Here is a 19,352-nt window from a genome sequence, read left to right as displayed (position 1 = left end):
ATGGGTTCGGAGATGACCGCGTCGGCCGACGACCCCACCGGCCCGGATCCGATCAGCGGCCTCGAGGCCGAACTCACCGATTTCTGGCGACGGGGCCGGGTGCGCACCCGGTTGCGCGCCCGCGCCATCGACCCGCGGCTGGACCCGTCGTGCTACCCGCTCATCACCGTGCTGGCCCGGCACCATTCGATGCCGATGTCGGATCTGGTCACCGCCGTCGGCATGGAGAAGTCGACGGTGACGCGGCAGATCGACGCGATCGTGCGGCTCGGGCTCGCCGAGCGGCACCCGGACCCGCGCGATGCCCGCGCCCGCGTGGTCACCCTCACCGATCACGGTCGCGAACGTGTCGACGCCGTGCTCGCCTCGGCGGTCACCGATTGGCGTGCTCGGCTGGCCCAATGGGACCCCGACGACATCCGGACGCTCACGTATCTGCTGCATCGCCTCACCGAGGCCACCAACGATCCCGAGGCCGGCGAGGGGTCTCGTTGACCGGGCGTGGCACCGTCGGCGATCCTTGGCCGGTGACTCCGGACGAAGGACTTCTGCCCCTCGAGGGCATCACCGTGGTGGCGCTCGAACAGGCCGTCGCCGCACCGCTGGCCACCCGACACCTCGCCGATCTCGGCGCCCGGGTCATCAAGGTGGAACGGGTCGGTGACGGGGACTTCGCGAGGCAGTACGACGCGGCGGTGCGCGGCGGCGCCGCCTCGCACTTCGTGTGGCTCAACCGCGGCAAGGAGTCGGTCGCGCTCGACCTCAAGAGCGAGGACGGACGCCAGGCGATCCGAACCCTGATCGCCGGCGCGGACGTCTTCGTCCAGAATCTCGCTCCCGGGGCGGCCGCCCGGCTCGGCCTCGCCGCCGACGATCTGCGCGCCGACCAACCCGAGCTCGTCGTCGTCGACATGTCCGGATACGGCGACGCCGGACCGTATCGCGACCGCAAGGCCTACGACATGCTGGTGCAGGCCGAGGCCGGGCTGATCTCGGTGACCGGGACGCCCGACGAGATGTCCAAGACGGGTATCCCGACCTCCGACATCGCAGCCGGTATGTACGCACTGACCTCCGTACTGTCGGCGCTGTTCCGACGCGCCACCACCGGAGTCGGCGCGCGCGTCTCGGTGGCCATGTTCGACGCCACGGTCGAATGGATGGGCCACCCGATGTACATGCGCCTGTACGGTGGCCGGCAGATCGCCCGTGCCGGGCTCGGCCATGCGGCGATCGTGCCCTACGACAAGTACCCGACCGCCGACGGCGACATCCTCATCGGCGTCCAGAACGACCGCGGCTGGGACACGCTCACCCGCGTGGCCCTCGAGCGTCCGGATCTGGCCGACGACCCCCGCTATCGCACCAACATCGAGCGGGTCGCCCGACGAGCCGAGGTCGACGCCGCGATCGGCGCCGAGACCAAACGCTTCACCACCGACGAGCTCGACCGTCGCCTCGCCGACGCGGGCATTCCCGCGGCCGAGATCCGCGACCTCGAAGGCGTCGTCGCGCATCCGCAGCTGAGTGAGCGCGACCGCTGGCGCGAGGTGGACACCGAGGTCGGCCCGGTACGGGCGCTGCTTCCGCCGCTGACCTTCGACGACGTCGAGCTCGCGATGGGTCCGGTACCGGCTCTCGGACAGCACACCGAGGCGGTGTTGCGGGAATTCGGGATCGGCGTCCCACCGACGCCGTCGGCGTAGGATCGGCGGCACGGACCTGCAGCCCTCGGGTCCGCTTGTCATGCACGGATACGACGACCTCTCGGAGGCGATATGTCCGACGATTCTCTGTTCACCACCCGGGATTCGGGAGCACCCGCGGGGAGTGACGAACACTCCCTGACGGTTGGCGCCGGCGGCCCGATCGTCCTGCACGATCACTACCTGATCGAGCAGATGGCCCAGTTCAATCGCGAGCGCATCCCCGAGCGCCAGCCGCATGCCAAGGGCAGCGGCGCTTTCGGCACTTTCGAGACGACGCAGGACGTCTCGGCCTACACCTGTGCCGCACTGTTCCAACCTGGCGTGAAAACCGAGATGGTGGCCCGGTTCTCGACCGTCGCCGGCGAGCGCGGCAGCCCCGACACCTGGCGTGACCCGCGTGGTTTCGCACTGAAGTTCTACACCGACGAAGGCATCTACGACATGGTCGGCAACAACACGCCGGTCTTCTTCGTCAAGGACCCGATGAAGTTCCAGCACTTCATCCGTTCGCAGAAACGCCGTCAGGACAACAACCTTCGCGACCACGACATGCAGTGGGACTTCTGGACGCTCTCGCCGGAGTCGGCGCATCAGGTGACCTGGCTGATGGGCGATCGGGGGATTCCCAAGACCTGGCGCCACATGAACGGATACAGCTCGCACACCTACCTGTGGGTCAATTCCGAAGGCGTCAAGCACTGGGTCAAATACCATTTCAAGTCCGACCAGGGAGTCGAGCACCTCACCCAGCACGAGGCCGACCAGATGGCTTCTGCGGACACCGATTTCCACACCCGGGACCTGTTCGAGAACATCGCGGCGGGCAACCATCCGAGCTGGACTCTCAAGGTGCAGCTGATGCCCTTCGACGACGCGGTGAGCTACCGGTTCAACCCGTTCGACCTGACGAAGGTGTGGCCGCACGGCGACTACCCGCTCATCGAGGTCGGCAAGATGACCCTGCACACCAATCCGGTCGATCACCACACGCAGATCGAGCAGGCCGCGTTCGAGCCGAACAACGTCGTGCCGGGTATCGGTTTCAGTCCCGACCGCATGCTGCTCGCGCGCGTGTTCTCCTATGCCGACGCCCATCGCCACCGGATCGGCGGCAACTACAAGCAGATCCCGGTGAACGCGCCGAAGAACGAAGTGCATTCGTACTCCAAGGACGGGGCGATGCGCATCCACAACGTCCCCGACCCGGTCTACGCACCCAATTCCAAGGGCGGCCCGTCGGCGCTGTATCCCGGCCAGGGCGAACCGCAGTGGGCGGCGAACGGGGAGATCCTGCGCAGCGCCTACGTCGACCATCCCGAGGACGACGACTGGGGTCAAGCGGGGACGATGGTCCGGGAGGTCTTCGACGACGAGCAGCGTGAACGTTTCGTGGACAACGTCGTCGGGCACCTCCTCAACGGTGTCTCCGAACCGATCCTCCAGCGGGCGTTCGAATACTGGCATCGCGTCGACCCCGACATCGGCGCGCGGATCAAGTCCGGTGTGACCGAGAAGCAGGACGAATCCGATCCGAAGGCCGATGACCAGGCCAACCCCGCCCGGTCGTCCGCCCAGGAGAAGGCCAAGGCCGAGAAGGCCTGACATTCTCCGCGCAGTTCGCACCGAACCGTGGAACGCGCCCTCTGACGGGGGCGCGTTCTGCGTGGGTGGCCTACTAGGCTCGATGGCGTGAGTGTGCGCGCAGGCATCGTGGTCACCGGAACCGAAGTCCTCACCGGCCGGATCACCGACCAGAACGGGCCATGGCTGTCCGAGGAACTCCTCGAACTCGGGGTGGACGTCGCCCACATCACGATCTGCGGCGACCGGCCCGCCGACCTCACCGCGCAACTGCGCTTCCTCGCCGAGCAGCGGGTGGATCTGATCGTCACCAGCGGCGGGCTCGGCCCCACGGCCGACGACCTCACCGTCGCCACCGTCGCCGAGTTCTGCGGCCGCGAACTACTCCTCGATCCCGGACTCGAGGAGCACATCGCCGCGATCATCCAGCGCTGGCGCGGGATCGGATTCGACGTCGATTCCAGCCCGACGAGGGCGGGTATCCGCAAGCAGGCCCTGGTACCGGTGGGGGCAGTTCCGGTTCCACCGACCGGCACCGCGCCGGGTGTCGTCATCCCCGCGGCGGCCGGCGTGCCGACGATCGTCGTCCTGCCCGGCCCGCCCTCGGAGCTCCAGGCGATGTGGCCGACCGCGATCGCCACGGCTGCCGTCGCCGACGTCCTGTCCCGCGCCGACGATCTGCGTCAGGCGACCATCCGCGCCTACGGTCTCCTCGAAGCGGAACTCGCCGAGACGCTGCGATCGGCGGAGAGCGCGATCCCCTCATTCGGGCAACTCGAGATCACCACGTGCCTGCGGCGAGGCGAACTCGACATGGTCACCCGATTCGCCGCCGCAGATTCATCGGTCTACGACGCACTCCTCGACCTCCTCGTCGAACATCATGGGCGGCAGATCTTCTCGACCGACGGTTCCACGATCGACGATCTCCTGGTCGCCGCGTTGGACGGGCGACCGATCGCGACCGCCGAATCGTGCACCGGCGGACTCGTCGCGGCGCGGCTCACCGACCGGCCCGGCTCCTCGGCCTATGTGATGGGCGGCGTGGTGTCGTACTCCAACGACGCCAAGTCGGATCTGCTCGACGTCCCGGCCGAGCTCATCGCCACGCACGGAGCCGTCAGCGAGGAGGTCGCCGCCGCGATGGCCGAGGGTGCGCTCGCACGGTTCGGAACCGATGTCGCGGTGTCGACCACCGGAGTGGCCGGTCCCGGTGGCGGCACCGAGACAAAACCGGTGGGCACCGTGTGCTTCGGGGTGGCTCTACGAGACCGGCCCACGGTCACCGTCACCCGCAGATTCCCCGGTGGCCGCGATCGTGTCCGGTCGCTGACCACCACTGCCGCACTGCATCTCGTCGTACGCGCGCTCAGCGACGCCTCCGCCTGACACGACCCTGCGGTGGTTTAGTGCAGCGATCCTCGGCTCCTCAAACCCGCAAGAGGCGACGCTCCATTGCTCCCTGAGGTGCGAGGAGCGCAAGCGACGAGCCTCGAAGGGCCGCCGCCCAGAAATCTGTTTCCCGGCAATGCGCAGTAGGTCAGACTGTCCTGATGCTGTTGACCATCTCGGCCGAACGTTCATCCACGCTCGAGACCCCGAGCGATCTGGGCTTTCTGCTGCACAAGCATCCGGAGAAGGTGCAGCCCTTCGACGTGTACGGCGGAACGGCGCACGTCTTCTACCCCGAGGTCACCGATGTTCGCTGCACAGCCGCGCTCCTGGTGGAGGTCGACCCGGTTGCGTTGGTGCGAGGACGATCCGGGACGCGCGACGGGTTCGCGTTGGGCCAGTACGTGAACGATCGGCCCTACGTCGCCTCGTCGTTGCTGGCAGTGGCGATGGGAAAGGTCTTCCGGTCTGCGCTCCATGGGCGCTGCGCGAGTCGCCAAGAGCTTGCGGACTCGAAGTTGGATCTGACGATCACCCTACCGGTGGTCCCGGGCGATCCCTCCCTGTTGTGCCGCCTTTTCGAACCCATGGGTTGGACTGTCACCGCCGAGGCCATCGAGCTGGATGCCACGCGACCCGATTGGGGTGATGCGCCGCTCGTGTCCCTGGCCCTCGTCGGATCGCTTCGTCTGGCCGCGGCACTCAATCACCTCTACGTCTTGCTGCCGGTACTCGACGATGCCAAACATTATTGGGTCGGTGACGACGAGGTGGACAAGCTCGTCCGCGCCGGATCGGGATGGTTGGCCGGCCATCCGGAGCGGGAGCTGATCACCCATCGCTACCTGGCCCACCAGCGCGGGCTGAAAGATGCTGCCACAACGGTTGGTCGAACTGGACGACCGGCCGGTCGAGGACGCCGCGGAAGACGACGATCCCGATGTCTCGCGCCCGCTGGTGCGGACAAGGCACGACGCGGTTCTGGACGTCGTGCGCGAGTACCGACCGGCGACGATCGTCGACCTCGGATGTGGGTCGGGAGCTCTGCTCGGTGCGTTGCTCGAATTGCGCGGCGTGACACGGGTGATCGGCACAGATGTGTCCGACTCGTCCCTGTCGAAGGCGGCCAATCGGCTGCATGTCGACCGGATGACCGAGCGTCAATCCGAGCGCCTCACATTGTTGCTGTCGTCGCTGCAGTATGAGGACGATCGCCTCGAAGGCCTCGATCTGGCAATTCTCATGGAGGTCATCGAACACATCGATCCAGCACGGCTCCCGGCGGTCGTCGACAACGTCTTCGGGACGATGCGGCCCCGCCGCATCGTCGTCACGACACCCAACAGCGAGTACAACGTGCGGTACCCGGCTCTGGTCGACGGCGGCTTTCGACACCCGGACCACCGTTTCGAGTGGACGCGCCGGGAATTCGAGACCTGGGCCGGTGCGGTGTGTGAATCCTACGGCTATGTCGTCGATTTCAGACCGGTGGGCGAGCACGACGACGCGATCGGGCCGCCGACGCAGATGGCTGTGTTTGCACAACTGTCGACGGGACGGGCAAACGCATGACCGAGCTCAGTATTCCGGAACTGTCCCTGGTCGTCCTGATCGGTACGACGGGTTCCGGCAAGTCGACCTTCGCGGCCGGCCACTTTCTTCCGACGGAAGTCGTGTCCAGTGACGACTGCCGAGCGATGGTCTCGGATGACCCCAATGAACAGGGCGCGACGTCGGATGCGTTCGATGTGCTCGAGTACATCGTCGGCAAGCGACTCGACCGCGGCCGGCTCACCGTCGTCGATGCCACCAATGTGCAGGCGTCCGCGCGTAAGTCGTTGTTGGCGCTGGCCAAGGAGCACGATGTCCTCCCGGTGGCGATCGTCCTCGACGTTCCGGTCGCACTGGCGCTGGAGCGCAACGCCGCTCGGCCGGATCGGGACTTCGGCGCGCACGTCGTGAAGCGTCAGCATGACCAGCTACGAAGGTCGCTACGCAGCCTCAAACGGGAAGGGTTCCGCACGATCCACGTCCTGGATTCTGTCGAAGCCGTTTCATCGGCGTCGATCGTGCGGACGCGTCTGTTCAACGACCGCCGAGACGAGCGCGGCCCGTTCGATGTGATCGGCGACGTACATGGTTGCCGCGACGAGCTCGTGGCGTTGCTCGAGCGATTGGGATATGCGGTCGTCCGCGACGACGAGGGACGCTGCGTGGACGCCGCGCACCGGGATGGCCGCCGAGCAGTCTTCGTCGGCGATCTCGTCGACCGCGGTCCGGACTCCGCGGGCGTGCTGCGCCTGGTGATGGGCATGGTGGCTGCCGGCAATGCGCTGTGTGTGTCGGGCAATCACGAGGCGAAACTCGTGCGTGCTCTTGGCCGTAAAGACGTCAAGCCCACACACGGCCTGCAGGAGACACTGGATCAGCTGGCCGCAGAGGACACTGAGTTCGTCGCCGAGGTGCGGCGATTCTGCGATGGTCTCGTCGCGCACTACGTACTCGACGACGGCAGGCTGGTGGTCGCGCACGCGGGATTGGCCGAGAAGTATCACGGCCGGGCGTCCGGGCGGGTGCGGGCGTTCGCACTATACGGCGACACGAGCGGCGAGACCGACGAGTTCGGTCTGCCGATCCGTTACCCGTGGGCGACTGAATATCGAGGCGCGGCAACAGTGTTGTATGGACATACTCCGGTGCCCGAGACCGAGTGGGTCAACAACACCATGTGCCTGGACACGGGATGTGTCTTCGGCGGCAGCCTCACGGCACTGCGCTACCCCGAGCGCGAGGTGGTGTCCGAACAGGCACGAGCGACGTATTACGAACCCGTCCGTCCGCTGGTCCCGCCGCCGCGCCGCCCCGAGGTGCTGACCCTGACCGACGTCCTCGGTCAGCGCGTGGTCGACACCCATCACATGGGTCGGGTGTCCTTGCGAGACGAGACCGCCGCCGGCGCCTTGGAGGTGATGAGCAGATTCGCGATTCCGCCGGCCGAGCTGCTCTACTTGCCGCCGACGATGTCGCCGGTGGACAGCTCGTCGCGCGATGGACTGCTGGAGCACCCGGATGAGGCGTTCGGATTCTACGCGAAGCACTCGATCGGCCGGGTGGTCTGCGAAGAGAAGCACATGGGGTCCCGTGGGATCGTCCGGGTGGCGCGCGACGGGTCCGGCTGCATCCATTCGCGGACCGGACGCGCCTTCTTCTCCGACGAACGGCAGACGGAACTGCTGTCGCGGATCGCCGATGCCGTGACCCGCGCCGGTGTGTGGACGGACCTCGACGCGACCTGGATACTCGTCGACGCTGAACTGCTGCCGTGGACTGCGAAGGCGGAGGCCATGATTCGCAGCCAGTACGCCCGGGTCGGCGCCGCGGCGACGCACGCACTGCCGGCGGCGGTCGACGTACTGGCGGTCGCAGCCGCGCGCGGAATCGATGTCGATGATCTGCTCACCAGGGTGCGGTCGCGCGCCGCCAACGCCGACCGCTTCGTCGACTCCTATCGTCACCACGTGCAACCGATCGACACTCCGTTGGGAATCCAGGTGGCGCCCTTCCAACTTCTCGCCACGGATGCCGCGACGTATGAGACCCGCGATCACGAGTGGCACCTCGGCATTGCGGATCGCCTGGTCGCCTCCGACCCGGAGTTGTTCCGGCCCACCCGACGCCTCGTCGTGGAGACAGCCGATGCATCGTCGCGCGCAGCAGGCGTCAGCTGGTGGGAGGACCTCACCGCGAGCGGCGGCGAGGGAATGGTCGTCAAGCCGCTCGACAATCTCGTCCGCGGACCGAAGGGCCTCGTCCAGCCGGGGCTCAAAGTCCGCGGTCGTGAGTATCTGCGAATCATCTACGGCCCCGACTACACCGAAGCGGCGACCCTCGCCCGGCTCAAGAACCGCAACCTCCGATTGAAACGGTCGATGGCGCTGCGCGAGTACGCCCTAGGGCTCGAGGCGCTGCGTCGAGCAGTGGCAGGAGAGCCGACGTGGCGCATTCACCAATGCGTGTTCGGCGTCCTCGCGATGGAGTCGGAGGCCGTGGACCCGCGGCTGTAACCGCTGCGGGTCAGAGCGGGCCGGTCGGGAGGTGCCGGCGGACGAGCTTGCCGGTGGGGTTGCGAGGCAGGTCTTCGACGAAGACGACGTCGCGGGGCACCTTGTACCGGGCGAGGTGCTTCTTGGCGTGCGCCTTGATGTCCTCAGGCGTGGGGTTCGCATGTTCGGCGGCGACGATGAAGGCGCGCAGACGTTTTCCGTATTCGTCGTCGTCGACGCCGATGACCGCCACGTCGTCGATGTCGGGATGCTCGCCGAGCAGGTTCTCCACCTCGAGCGGGTAGACGTTCTCGCCGCCGGAGACGATCATGTCGTCGTCGCGGCCGTCGATGTGGAGGAGCCCGTGCTCGTCGAACCGGGCCATGTCGCCGGTGGACATGTAACCGTCGATGATCTCCTTGTTGCGGCCGTCGGTGTACCCCTCGAACGGGGCGCCGTTGCGCACGAACAGCCTGCCGCGCACGTTGGTCCCGGAGATCCGGTTGCCCTTGTCGTCGAAGAGCGCGAGTCGGCTCGTGACCGGTGCGCGGCCCACCGTCCCCGGTGCCAGACGCAGCTCCTTCGGTTGCGCGACCGTGGCGATCGCGACCTCGGTGGAGCCGTAGAGGTTGTAGAGCACGTCACCGAACGTGTCCTGAATGGCTTCCGAAAGTGTCGGCGACAGAGCCGAACCCGCGAGCACGACGATCTTCAGCGACGACACGTCGTACTTGCCGATGACGTCGGGACCCAGGGCGACCATGCGGTGCAGCATGGTCGGGACGGCGACCAGCACCTCCGCCTTGTGCTCGGCGATCGCGGCGAGGGTCTTCTCCGCGTCGAACCGACGCATCACCACGGTCTTGTTGCCCAGCGCCGTCCCCACCCCCCACAATGCGAAACCGGTGGAGTGGAAGATCGGCGAGACGATCACCATGGCGCTGCGCTGCGGCAACGAGATCCGGTCCAGCAGAAGCGCACTGGCGAACGGTGACATCTTGGATCGCTGGGCGCCCTTGGGCAGTCCGGTCGTGCCGCTGGTGAGGATGACGAGTCCACCCCACGCGGCTGGTTCGGGCGGAGTCGACGTATCGCCGGTGGCTGCGATGTCGTCGAGGGTCTGGACGCCGTCGCCGACGGGGCGGTTGCCGTCGATCCAGGTGACGATGCGCAGGGTGTCGGCGGGGAGGGAGTCGGCGAGGTCGGTGAACTCCTCGTCGTAGAGCATCGCCACGATCTTCTCGCGTTCGGCGACCTCGGCGAACTGGGTCTTGCCGAAGCCGGTGTTCATCATGGCCAGGCGGAACCCGGCCTTGCCCGCGGCGCTCATGGTGGTGAGCAGACCCCGGTGGTCCCGCGCGATGACGCCGATGACCGATCCCGGCTTGATGCCGGACGCGAGCAGGTGGTTGGCGAGTGCGTTGGCGTGCGCATTGAGTTCACCGAAGGTGAGCTCGCCGTGCTCGTCGGCGACGGCTCCGGCCTCGGGATACTCGTCGGCACCGTGTGCCACAGCCGCCGCACACGGACCGATGATCTTGGCCCGCTTGACCGTGGTCAGCAGCTCCTTGGGTTTCGTCGGATCCACGAGACCCGATCGCCGCAGGACCTTGAACGCCCCAAAGGCATCCTGCGCCGATTCCACCACCGTGCCGACCGCACCGGTCACCGAGACCATGTCCACCCCACCTTCCGCGGCTGGGCCGCGTCGTCGCTCTCTTCCGGTTCGCTGCGCGCCCGACGCACCCTGGTCACCGTCGTCACCAGCCGTGCCACAGGTGCAGGATATGCCGACCATGCCGACCGATGTCCGTTTCACCCGAATCGGTTGTCACACTGATCAGTTCACCGCATTTCGCACTCAGGTCACCGTTCGCCGTCCCGATGGGGTCGACCGAACGGCGATCTCGTGGCGACAGGCTACCAAGTCTGACAACTCGCGTCATCAGATTGGAGCCCCACGTGCTCTCGGGTCAGTACGGCGGTGGGTCGATGCGGTCGAGTTCTTCGCGGGCTCGTTTGTTTCGGGCGCGTTCTTGTCGCCGGCGGGCCAGTTTGGCGTCCAGTCGGCTGTGTGTGCGCTCCGGGTTGTCGGAGGCGATGACCCGTGGTGTGGGTGGGGCTTGGGCGGCTTGCTCGAACCGGATCCGCCGAAGGTTCGGGAAGGTGTCTTCCAGCGTCTCGGCGTCGCCGGGCAGAGTGACCCCTTCGGGCGTTTCGTATTCGGTGACCAGGCGACCGTCGTCGTCGCGGTACTGCACATCAACCCAGTCCCCGTGGGTCTTGAAGAGGTGACCGGGGCGGCATTTGGTGTTGAGGTTCTCACTCGACGTCGCCCCACCCCGGGCGGGGTCGGTGTGGTCGTACTCGGTGACATGGTCGAGATCGCACGCGAATGCCGAACGGGTACAGCCGGGTTCGGTGCAATACCCGTCCCGCACCCGCACGAAATCAGCACACGACGCGGTGGGCCGATACCCGTTGCCGGGATGGGTCGCCGGATACACCACCGCCACACCCGCGGCGGTGACATCGGTCGAGTCGCCGAAGTGGGTTGCGGTGGAATGCTTCTCGCTGTCGGCTCGGGTGTCCTCGGCTGGTGCCGGGCCGTGCGCACTCCGCCGCTGGTCATCGTCATTGGTGCTGCCGGCCACATAGATGGGCGCGGTGCGGGCGGGGGTGACCGGGGACAGCGTGGCGTCCGGGCGGGCGGCGAGGTCACGGACGTGTTCGTCGCTGATGATGCCGTGTTCGTCGAGGAACCCGACCCCGGGTGCCCCGGCCAGGGTCGCGGCATCGGTCACCACATGGATCACGATCTCGGCGCGGACCGCGTCGAGGACGCTCTGTGGGTCTGGGATGTCGGCAGTGCACGGCTGTTCATCGTCGCACTGGCAGTCGAAGCTGGTGCGGGTCAGCAGCGCGAACATCGCATCGGATCGTCGTATCCCCTGGGTGCGGGCATCCCGCTTGCAGACCGTGTCGGCGAGGATGGCGACGGCTTTGGCCGAGATCCGCACGTTTTCCGCCGACATCACGGCGGTGAGTTCGGCGGTGCCGTCGGGCAGTTCGTGGCTCCATACCCCACGTTGGTCCATGGCGTCTTTGCGGCGTTGGCGTACCGCGTCGGGGTCGTGGCGAAAGACGAGGCGGTCGACCATGTCCCGCAGGCGGGCCCGATCCCACACACCTGTTCGGCGACGCACAGTGTCGGCGATCTCGGCATCCAACGCGGGGGTGATCGGGTCGTCGGTGGGGATCAGTTCGGTGCGGGAGATGATCAGCCGGATCTGCCACTGCGACAGGACCCCGTCACGCAGGGTGTCGGCAACCTCGGGGAGCCGGTCGCGAGGCGCGATGGCCTCATCGATGAGGGTTTCGGCATGCCGTCGCGACACCCCGGCCTGGCGGGCGATGCGGGCCGCGCAGTCAGCATGGCCGTCCATGACGAACCCGGACGCGCTGGTGGTGATCAGGCGGTCGGTCATCGCTGCGATCGTCTGATACTGGTGCCAGGCGAGGTAGGACTCGCCGCGCCGGGTGGCGTCGAGGCCGGCCATCAACATGACCATGTCGGTCTCTGCGGCGTGGGCAGGATCGACCCCGGCGACGAACTCGCCCGGTAGATCGGTCCACGCCTTCACCACGCCCCCCGACGCCTGTCCACTCACCCGCTGCGACCAGGTGATCCGTTGAAAAACAATGTAAACCCGGCCACCGACAATTCCGGTTGAGTCTCTACAGGAGTGACATCGTTGTCGACGAAATGGGCTCTGGGCGTTGCGGTGTGGTGCCGTCCGGGTTGGCGGCGGCTGAGTTCGTCGGGTTGCCAGGTGGTTTCGACACGGCGACTCGCCTAGCGGCTCGTTGCCGGCTCAACCAGCGGGGGTGGGCGACTCGCCTAACGGCTCGTTGCCGGCTCAACCAGCGGAGGTGTGCCAGCTCAACCAGCGCGGGGAGGGGCACCTCGCTCCGCTCGGGGCCGGCTCAACCCAGCGACGGATTTCGCGGCTGCGCGCCGAGCGCTCCGCAGGTCAGCGACGACGAGTAGGTCGAACGCGCCGATCCGGAACCACTCCGCCGGCGCTCACACCGACGCCGCGCGGGCCCGTCCGAGCATGGCGCGCGCGACGGTGTCGACGTGCACGTCGTCGTCCTGGAACAACAGCTGGTCGGTCTTGGCCCGCCGGAAGTGGTGATGCAGCGGGTGCTCCCACGTGAACCCGATCCCGCCGTGGATCTGGATGGCCTCCTCCGCGGCGTACATGGCGGCCCGCGAGGCCAGCACGCGAGCCGACGCGGCCCGCTCGGCCAGATCCGCGTCGTCGAAGCGGTCGACATCCGCGGCGTCGAGGACCGTCGCCTCGGCGAGCTCGGTGGCAACGAGCATGTCGACGAGGCGGTGTTTGAGCGCCTGAAACGATCCGATCGTGCGACCGAACTGCTGACGCGTCTTCGCGTAGTCCACCGTCATCTCGAGGCACCGGCGGGCGATACCCACCTGCTCGGCAGCCAGGGCGATCATCAGCAGCGACCGAACCCGGCGCAGCCGCTCCTCGAGATACGGGCCCGACACCCGGGTCGCCTCGACACCGGTGAACTCGACAGTCGCGAACTCTCGTGTGAGATCCAGGCTTTCACGCTGGTGGCGGCCGATGCCGGCAGCGCCACCGTCGACGACGGCGAGTTCCACACCGGACGCGGTGTGCGCGACGACCACGAGCACGTCGGCCGACGCCGCGTCGAGGACGACGTCCTGCCGTCCGTTCAGGACAAGCGTTCCCTCATCGGTGACCTCCGCACCGATCGACGAGGAGACCACGGCGGGGCCGCAGACGAGCGCGGCGCGCCGCTCCCCGGACGCGATGGCCGGCAGGTGTGCCCGTCGCCCCTCGTCGTCGGCGGCATGGAGCAGGGTGAGGCCGGCCATGATCACCGACGAGAGGTACGGCGAGGAACCGAGACAGCGACCGTGGGCGGTCATCACGACCGACGCGTCCTTCACCCCGTACCCGGCCCCGCCCAGATCCTCCGGAAACGGGATCTCGGTCAGTCCGAGTTCCCGAATCGACGGCCAGACATCCTGCGCCGGAGCGTGTTCCGACCACGCATCGGTGAGGGCGGCTTGCAGATCGCGCTGCTCCACGGTGAGTTCGATGGGCATGTGTACTCCTAGAGGGGTTCGCGCGGCAGTCCGAGGCCGCGTTCGCCGATGATGTTCCGTTGGATCTCGTCCGAGCCGCCCGCGATGCGGTACCCGGGTGCGCCGAGCAGATGCTCCGACCATGCGAACGTGTCGGGCTCGCCGGTGTCGGCGACGATCCGGTCGCCGAGGAACGACGCCGCGGCGTCGCCGACGCGCTTCAGGTTCTGCGTCCACACGAGTTTGCCGATGGAGCCCTCGACGCCCGGCACGGCACCCGCCCGTTCACGTTCGGCGTAGCGCGCCACCATGAGCGCCGCCGCCCGCTCGTAGATCGCGGCATCGCCGAGACGTTGCCGGGCCAGCGGGTCGTCGGACAGTCCGAGACGGTCGACGAGGCGGGCGAGGTCGACGCTGTTGCCGCCGGCACTGACGATCCCGGCGCTCGAGTTCCGCTCGAAACCGAGTGTGGTGAGCGCGACCTTCCATCCGTCGCCCTCGGCACCGACCCGCAGGGCGTCGGGCAGTTCGACGTCGGAGAGGAAGACCTCGTTGAACGTCGACCCACCGGACATCTGTCGGATCGGCCGCACCTCCACGCCGGGCGTGTCCATCGGGACCATGAATGCGGTCATGCCCTTGTGTTTCGGCGCCGACCGGTCGGACCGGGCGATGAGCAGACCCCACTCGGAGAACTGCGCGCCAGAACTCCACACCTTCTGGCCGTTGATCCGCCAGGTGTCCCCACTCCGAACGGCTTTCGTCGACAAGCCGGCCAGGTCCGAACCCGCCCCGGGCTCGGAGAACAGTTGGCAGCACAGCTCGTCCGCGCGCAGGAAGGGGCGGACGAACCGCTCCCGCTGCTCGTCGGTCCCGAGTGCGTGCAGGGTCGGCGCCACCAGTTCGACTGTCACCAGGACGTTCTCGTGCCGGTCGGGGGCCTGGTACCCGCGTTCGAGGTTCACGTAGACGCGTTCGTGGCCCGCGGTGAGACCCGGCCCGCCCCAGTCCGGGCCCCAGGTGATCGCGCCGAAGCCTGCGTCCACGCGTCGGGCCTGCCACGCGCGCGCCGCGTCGATCAGCGCACGTTCCTCGTCGTGTGTCCGATTGTGGAAGATGGCGTAGGTCGGGTCGTGCTCCTGTGCAGCCCGGGCCGGGAGTTCGGCGTCGAGCCAGGTCCGCGCCTGTTCTTCGTAGTCATCGAGCGTGATCGCGCCCGGTGCGGTCGTCGTCATTCTCGTCGTTCCTGTCCTGCTCGGTCGTGCTGTCCTGCTGGATTTCTCACCGTTCGTGCGCCGCGGAGATGGTCACGGCCTGCATCTGCGGCGGTGTGGTGTTGCGGTCGCGGGTCCAGTCGCGGAGGGCGAACTTCTGGATCTTCCCGCTGGCCGTCTTCGGCAGGGAGTCGACGACGAACACGCTCTCCGGGACCTTCTGCATCGCCATTCCTCTCGCGGACAGGAACTCTCGAACCTCCTCGAGGGTGAGGTCGACGGCGTCCCGGGTGACCACGAAGGCGCACCCCCGCTCCCCGGTTCGGGCGTCCGGCCCGGCGACGACCGCGATCTCGGCGACCGCGGGATGCTCACTCAGTTCGTTCTCCACGTCGTGGGTGCTGATCTTCTCGCCGGACCGATTGATGATGTCCTTGATCCGGCCGACGATGTGGATTCCACCGTCGGCATCGAAGTAGGCGAGATCACCGCTGCGGAAGAATCCGTCGGCGGTGAAGGCCTCGTCGTTGAGCGATGCGTCGAGGTATCCGAGGAAGGTGTCGGGCCCGCGCCACAGCACCTCACCGACGACGCCGGTCGCAGCGATACCCCCGGCGCCGTCGGACACGATGACCTCGGTCGGGGCGAGCACGCGGCCATCGGTCCCGGTACGCAGGCGGGGTTCGTCGGAGCGATTGGCGGACGTCACCGACGGCCCCTCGGTGGCGCCGTACATCCGCGTCACGGTGCCCAGCACCTCGGTGGATCTGGTCACCAGCGAGTCCGGGATGTCGGCACCCCCGCAGATGATGTAGCGCACCGACGGTGTGCGTACGCCACGCGCGACGGCCGCGTCCAAAAGGCCACGTAGGAACGGGGTCGCGAAGATCATGAAGCTGGCGCGCTCCTCGAGCACCCTCGTCAGTGCGACCTCCGGGTCCCACGCGTCCTGGAGCACCACCGGCGCACCGAGGAGGAAGGGCAGGGTGAGGGCGCAGTTCACGCCCGTCACATGCGTCACCGGCGACGGGTTGAACACGACGTCGCGCTCGTTGAGTCCGAACGTGTCGATCATCGACATGTTCTCGAACACGAGGGTGTTGTGACTGTGCAACGCGCCCTTCGGATCCGCGGTGGTCCCCGATGTGTACAGCAGCAGGCACACGTCGTCGGGATCGGCGGGCGGCAGCGCGCGCACCGCCTCGATCATCTCCGGCGTCGCGGACGCGATCAGATCGGCGAGTCCGACGGTCTGGCCGTCGGTTGCCCGGCCGTCAGTCGTGACGACCAGGTCCAGTTCCGGAAGTCGTTGTCGGAGAGTTGCATACATCGCGACGTGATCGAATCCTCGGTGTGTTCCGGGAACGAAGGCGACCTTGGTGCCCGCCTGGCCGAGAATGAACCCGACCTCGCGTTCCCGGTAGATCGGCACGATCGGGTTGGCGACACCACGGACCCGATGGATCGCATGGAAGACGACGACCGCCTCGGCCGAGTTGGGGAGCTGGAACGACACCACGTCGCCCGGCTGCACACCGCGGTCGTGGAGCGCCGCGGCCAAGCGCAGGGATTCCCGTTCCACGTCGGCGAAGGTCAGCCGCCGGTCGCCGTCGATGACCGCGACCGTGTCGGGATACCGCGCGGCTGCCCGCTCGAGGAAGTGATCGACCGTCTGGTCTCGCCAATGTCCCGCCGCCCGGTAGCGCACGGCGAGATCGGGACGTGGAGAGTGCGTGGGACGCATGATGATTCCTCCGGATGCTCTTGCCGATTGCTCGTGACGCGTTCTACAGTAACCCACGTCTCACTAAATATGTACATATTAGTGCTCCCCGAGTCCATTCCCAGAAAGAGACCTCATGGCATCCCAGGATCGACGGAGTCGGCGAGCGGTCGTCGCGGCCGGCATCGGAACGGTGGTCGAGTACTACGACCTGACGGTGTACGCGTACCTCGCGGTCGTGGTCAGCCCGCTGTTCTTCCCCAGCGATGACCCGACCGCCTCGCTGCTGTCCAGCCTCGCCGTCTTCGCGTCGGCATATCTGATGCGGCCGATCGGCGGCATCTTCTTCGGACGTCTCGGCGACCGCTTCGGCCGCAAGCGTGCGCTCCTGGTGTCGGTGATCCTGATGGGTGTGGGCACCACGCTCATGGCCCTGCTGCCCACTTACGCCGCGGTCGGGGTCCTCGCACCGATCCTGCTGGTCATCGCCCGGTTGCTCCAGGGCTTCTCGGCGGGCGGTGAGCTCGGCGGCGCGCTGACCTACGTCTACGAGATCGTCGGACCGAAGCGTCGCGGTCTGGGCGGATCGATCGTCGCACTGGGCTCGAACAGCGGCTTCGCCCTGGCTGCGATCGTCGTCGCGACCACCTCGGCACTGACCTCCGAGGCCCAGATGGACAGTTGGGGCTGGCGCATCCCGTTCGTCGCCGGCCTGCCGCTGCTGGTGCTCTGCCTGTGGCTGCGAACCCGCATCGAGGACTCGCCCGAGTTCACCAAGACCGCCGAACGGCGCGAACTGCCGAAGGCGCCGCTCCGAGAGCTGTTGCGCAGTCAGCCCGCCCAGGTCCTGCAGGTCCTCGGGTTGGGTATCGCTCAGAACGCGACCGGGTACATGGTGCTCACCTACATCGGCATCCACCTCGTCCGCGAGGGTGGATACAGTCAGACCGCGGTCACCTGGACCGCCGCCGGCGTGATCGTCTTCATCGCATCATGTATGCCATTGGCGGGAATCCTGGTGGACCGCTTCGGAAGTCGGCCCGTCCTCATCGCCGGCCTGCTCACCGCCGCCACCCTCGCCTACCCCGCGATGGCGCTGATGACCGGTCACGGCCTGGCGGTGGCCGCCATCGCCTTCGCGGTGTTCGCACTGTGCACCCCGCTGATCCAGGTCGCCACCGCGCCGCTGTTCCCGTCGCTGTTCGACACGAAGGTTCGTCTGACCGGTGTCGCCCTCGGCTTCAACCTGTCGACGGTCCTGGCCGGCGGGACCGCCGCCTACATCGCCACGTGGCTCATCGACCGCACGGGCAACTCGCTCTCCCCCGCCTACTTCCTCATCGGTTCGAGCGCGATCGGTCTGCTGACGCTGTTGACGATCCGACGGAAGCGCCGCGGACTCGGCGAGGCCGGTGACGCTGCCGACGACACCCCGGCCGTTCCCGCGCGTACCTGACCCGACCCGGCGTCATCCGGCGCCCGACAACCGAATCCGACGAAACGGACGCGGACCGCCTCTGCACGGTGTGGTCCGCGTCCGTTTCGGCATACTGTTCGAGAACTCAGTTCCTCGAATCCCGGAGGTTCCCGTGGCCAGTGGTCTCGTCGCCCTGCTCGATGACATCGTGACCCTCACCCGGGCGGCCGCCGCATCTCTCGACGACATCGGCGCGGCGGCCGGCAAGGCCAGCGTCAAGGCGGCGGGAGTCGTGGTCGACGACACCGCGGTCACACCTCGCTATGTCCACGGGTTCACGCCCGACCGCGAGTTGCCGATCGTGCGCAAGATCGCCCTGGGCTCGATCCGCAACAAGTTGCTGATCATCCTGCCGGTGGCGATGATCCTCAGCCAGTTCCTTCCGCAGGCGCTTCCCTACCTGCTGATCGCCGGCGGCCTGTTCCTCTGCTTCGAGGGCGCCGAGAAGGTCTGGGAGGCGGTCGGCGGCGGCCACCACGCCGAGGAGCAGACCGCCGGTCAAGCCGGTCCGGAGTTCGAGAAGACGATGGTCAGCGGCGCGATCCGCACCGACCTGATCCTGTCCGCCGAGATCATGGTCATCTCGTTGTCCTCCGTCGAGTCCGAACCGTTCTGGACCCGTCTCGCGGTCCTCGTGGTCGTCGCCTTCCTGATCACCGCGCTCGTCTACGGCGTCGTCGCCGTCATCGTGAAGATGGACGACGTCGGGCTGGCACTGGCGCAGCGCGAGTCGCCCACGGTGCAGAAGATCGGCCGCGGTCTGGTCCGCGCCATGCCCAAGATCATGTCGACGCTGACGGTCGTCGGTATCGCGGCCATGCTCTGGGTGGGCGGCCACATCTTGATCGTCAACGTCGGCGAGGCCGGCTTCCATTGGCCCGCCGATCGGCTCCACGACGTCGAGCACTGGTTCGAAGAGCTGGTCCACGGCGGCTTCGGCGCCGTGCTGTCCTGGACGGCCGGCACCGTGCTCTCCGCCGTCGTCGGCCTCGTGGTCGGTGCCATCATCGTGGCGATCCTGCACGTCATCCCGCGGCGCAAGAAGGACACCGCCGCCGCGCACTGACCCG

At 67.5% G+C, this 19,352-nt stretch carries 12 protein-coding genes and 1 pseudogene; 8 read left to right on the top strand and 5 right to left on the bottom strand.

Annotated elements, in window-relative coordinates:
* From B1818_RS09585 to B1818_RS09560, 6 genes and pseudogenes are all read left to right on the top strand, one after another.
* Entirely contained in the window at positions 1–495 is a 495-nt protein-coding gene (locus tag B1818_RS09585; protein ID WP_065629451.1) for a MarR family winged helix-turn-helix transcriptional regulator, read from the top strand.
* A 32-nt stretch (positions 496–527) separates the two neighbouring features.
* Positions 528–1,706, top strand: coding sequence for a CaiB/BaiF CoA-transferase family protein (locus B1818_RS09580; RefSeq protein WP_078112578.1), 1,179 nt, complete (start codon positions 528–530; stop codon positions 1,704–1,706).
* Positions 1,707–1,778: 72 nt separating this feature from the next.
* Positions 1,779–3,311: a catalase gene (locus tag B1818_RS09575; protein WP_058252802.1), complete on the top strand. Its 1,533-nt coding sequence runs from the start codon at positions 1,779–1,781 to the stop codon at positions 3,309–3,311.
* 87 nt (positions 3,312–3,398) lie between these two features.
* The gene (locus B1818_RS09570; RefSeq protein ID WP_078112577.1) at positions 3,399–4,679 is read left to right on the top strand and encodes a competence/damage-inducible protein A; all 1,281 of its coding nucleotides are present in this window, start codon (positions 3,399–3,401) and stop codon (positions 4,677–4,679) included.
* A gap of 164 nt (positions 4,680–4,843) precedes the next feature.
* A pseudogene (locus tag B1818_RS09565) lies at positions 4,844–6,254 on the top strand (3' terminal RNA ribose 2'-O-methyltransferase Hen1).
* Positions 6,251–8,746, top strand: coding sequence for a polynucleotide kinase-phosphatase (locus B1818_RS09560; protein ID WP_058252805.1), 2,496 nt, complete (start codon positions 6,251–6,253; stop codon positions 8,744–8,746). Before B1818_RS09565 ends, B1818_RS09560 begins: the two are co-directional and overlap by 4 nt.
* A gap of 10 nt (positions 8,747–8,756) precedes the next feature.
* Here the strand turns inward: B1818_RS09560 and B1818_RS09555 are convergent, their stop codons facing one another.
* From B1818_RS09555 to B1818_RS09535, 5 genes are all read right to left on the bottom strand, one after another.
* Positions 8,757–10,403 (bottom strand): acyl-CoA synthetase, encoded by a 1,647-nt coding sequence (locus B1818_RS09555; protein ID WP_058252868.1) that lies wholly within the window; start codon positions 10,401–10,403, stop codon positions 8,757–8,759.
* Positions 10,404–10,698: 295 nt separating this feature from the next.
* A complete protein-coding gene (locus B1818_RS09550) occupies positions 10,699–12,396 on the bottom strand; it encodes an HNH endonuclease signature motif containing protein (protein ID WP_254859624.1) in 1,698 nt (565 codons plus the stop codon).
* A gap of 416 nt (positions 12,397–12,812) precedes the next feature.
* On the bottom strand, positions 12,813–13,889 hold the full coding sequence (locus B1818_RS09545; RefSeq protein WP_078112575.1) for an acyl-CoA dehydrogenase family protein: 1,077 nt from the start codon (positions 13,887–13,889) through the stop codon (positions 12,813–12,815).
* A gap of 8 nt (positions 13,890–13,897) precedes the next feature.
* Positions 13,898–15,103 carry an acyl-CoA dehydrogenase family protein gene (locus B1818_RS09540; protein ID WP_078112574.1) on the bottom strand — a complete coding sequence of 402 codons (1,206 nt, stop codon included), beginning with the start codon at positions 15,101–15,103 and terminating at the stop codon, positions 13,898–13,900.
* A gap of 46 nt (positions 15,104–15,149) precedes the next feature.
* Positions 15,150–16,826, bottom strand: coding sequence for an AMP-binding protein (locus B1818_RS09535; protein ID WP_078112573.1), 1,677 nt, complete (start codon positions 16,824–16,826; stop codon positions 15,150–15,152).
* Between the two features lie 115 nt (positions 16,827–16,941).
* Between B1818_RS09535 and B1818_RS09530 the strand changes: the two genes are divergently transcribed.
* Together B1818_RS09530 and B1818_RS09525 are read left to right on the top strand one after the other, a co-directional pair.
* On the top strand, positions 16,942–18,261 hold the full coding sequence (locus tag B1818_RS09530) for an MFS transporter (protein WP_078112572.1): 1,320 nt from the start codon (positions 16,942–16,944) through the stop codon (positions 18,259–18,261).
* Positions 18,262–18,394: 133 nt separating this feature from the next.
* Positions 18,395–19,348: a DUF808 domain-containing protein gene (locus B1818_RS09525; protein ID WP_078112626.1), complete on the top strand. Its 954-nt coding sequence runs from the start codon at positions 18,395–18,397 to the stop codon at positions 19,346–19,348.
* The last annotated feature ends 4 nt before the right edge of the window (positions 19,349–19,352 follow it).

The organism is Gordonia sp. IITR100, assembly GCF_002009645.1.
GTDB classification, from domain to species: Bacteria; Actinomycetota; Actinomycetes; order Mycobacteriales; family Mycobacteriaceae; genus Gordonia; species Gordonia hongkongensis.
The sequence above is the reverse complement of the archived record's forward strand: the minus strand, read 5'-3'. Positions and strand labels throughout refer to the sequence as shown.

Bases quoted from the DNA above. Each gene is read 5' to 3' on its own strand.
- B1818_RS09575 (WP_058252802.1), top strand. From the start codon at position 1,779: ATGTCCGACGATTCTCTGTTCACCACCCGGGATTCGGGAGCACCCGCG.
- B1818_RS09530 (WP_078112572.1), top strand. From the start codon at position 16,942: ATGGCATCCCAGGATCGACGGAGTCGGCGAGCGGTCGTCGCGGCCGGC.
- B1818_RS09555 (WP_058252868.1), bottom strand. From the start codon at position 10,403: ATGGTCTCGGTGACCGGTGCGGTCGGCACGGTGGTGGAATCGGCGCAG.
- B1818_RS09545 (WP_078112575.1), bottom strand. From the start codon at position 13,889: ATGCCCATCGAACTCACCGTGGAGCAGCGCGATCTGCAAGCCGCCCTC.
- B1818_RS09560 (WP_058252805.1), top strand. From the start codon at position 6,251: ATGACCGAGCTCAGTATTCCGGAACTGTCCCTGGTCGTCCTGATCGGT.
- B1818_RS09585 (WP_065629451.1), top strand. From the start codon at position 1: ATGGGTTCGGAGATGACCGCGTCGGCCGACGACCCCACCGGCCCGGAT.
- B1818_RS09535 (WP_078112573.1), bottom strand. From the start codon at position 16,826: ATGCGTCCCACGCACTCTCCACGTCCCGATCTCGCCGTGCGCTACCGG.
- B1818_RS09540 (WP_078112574.1), bottom strand. From the start codon at position 15,103: ATGACGACGACCGCACCGGGCGCGATCACGCTCGATGACTACGAAGAA.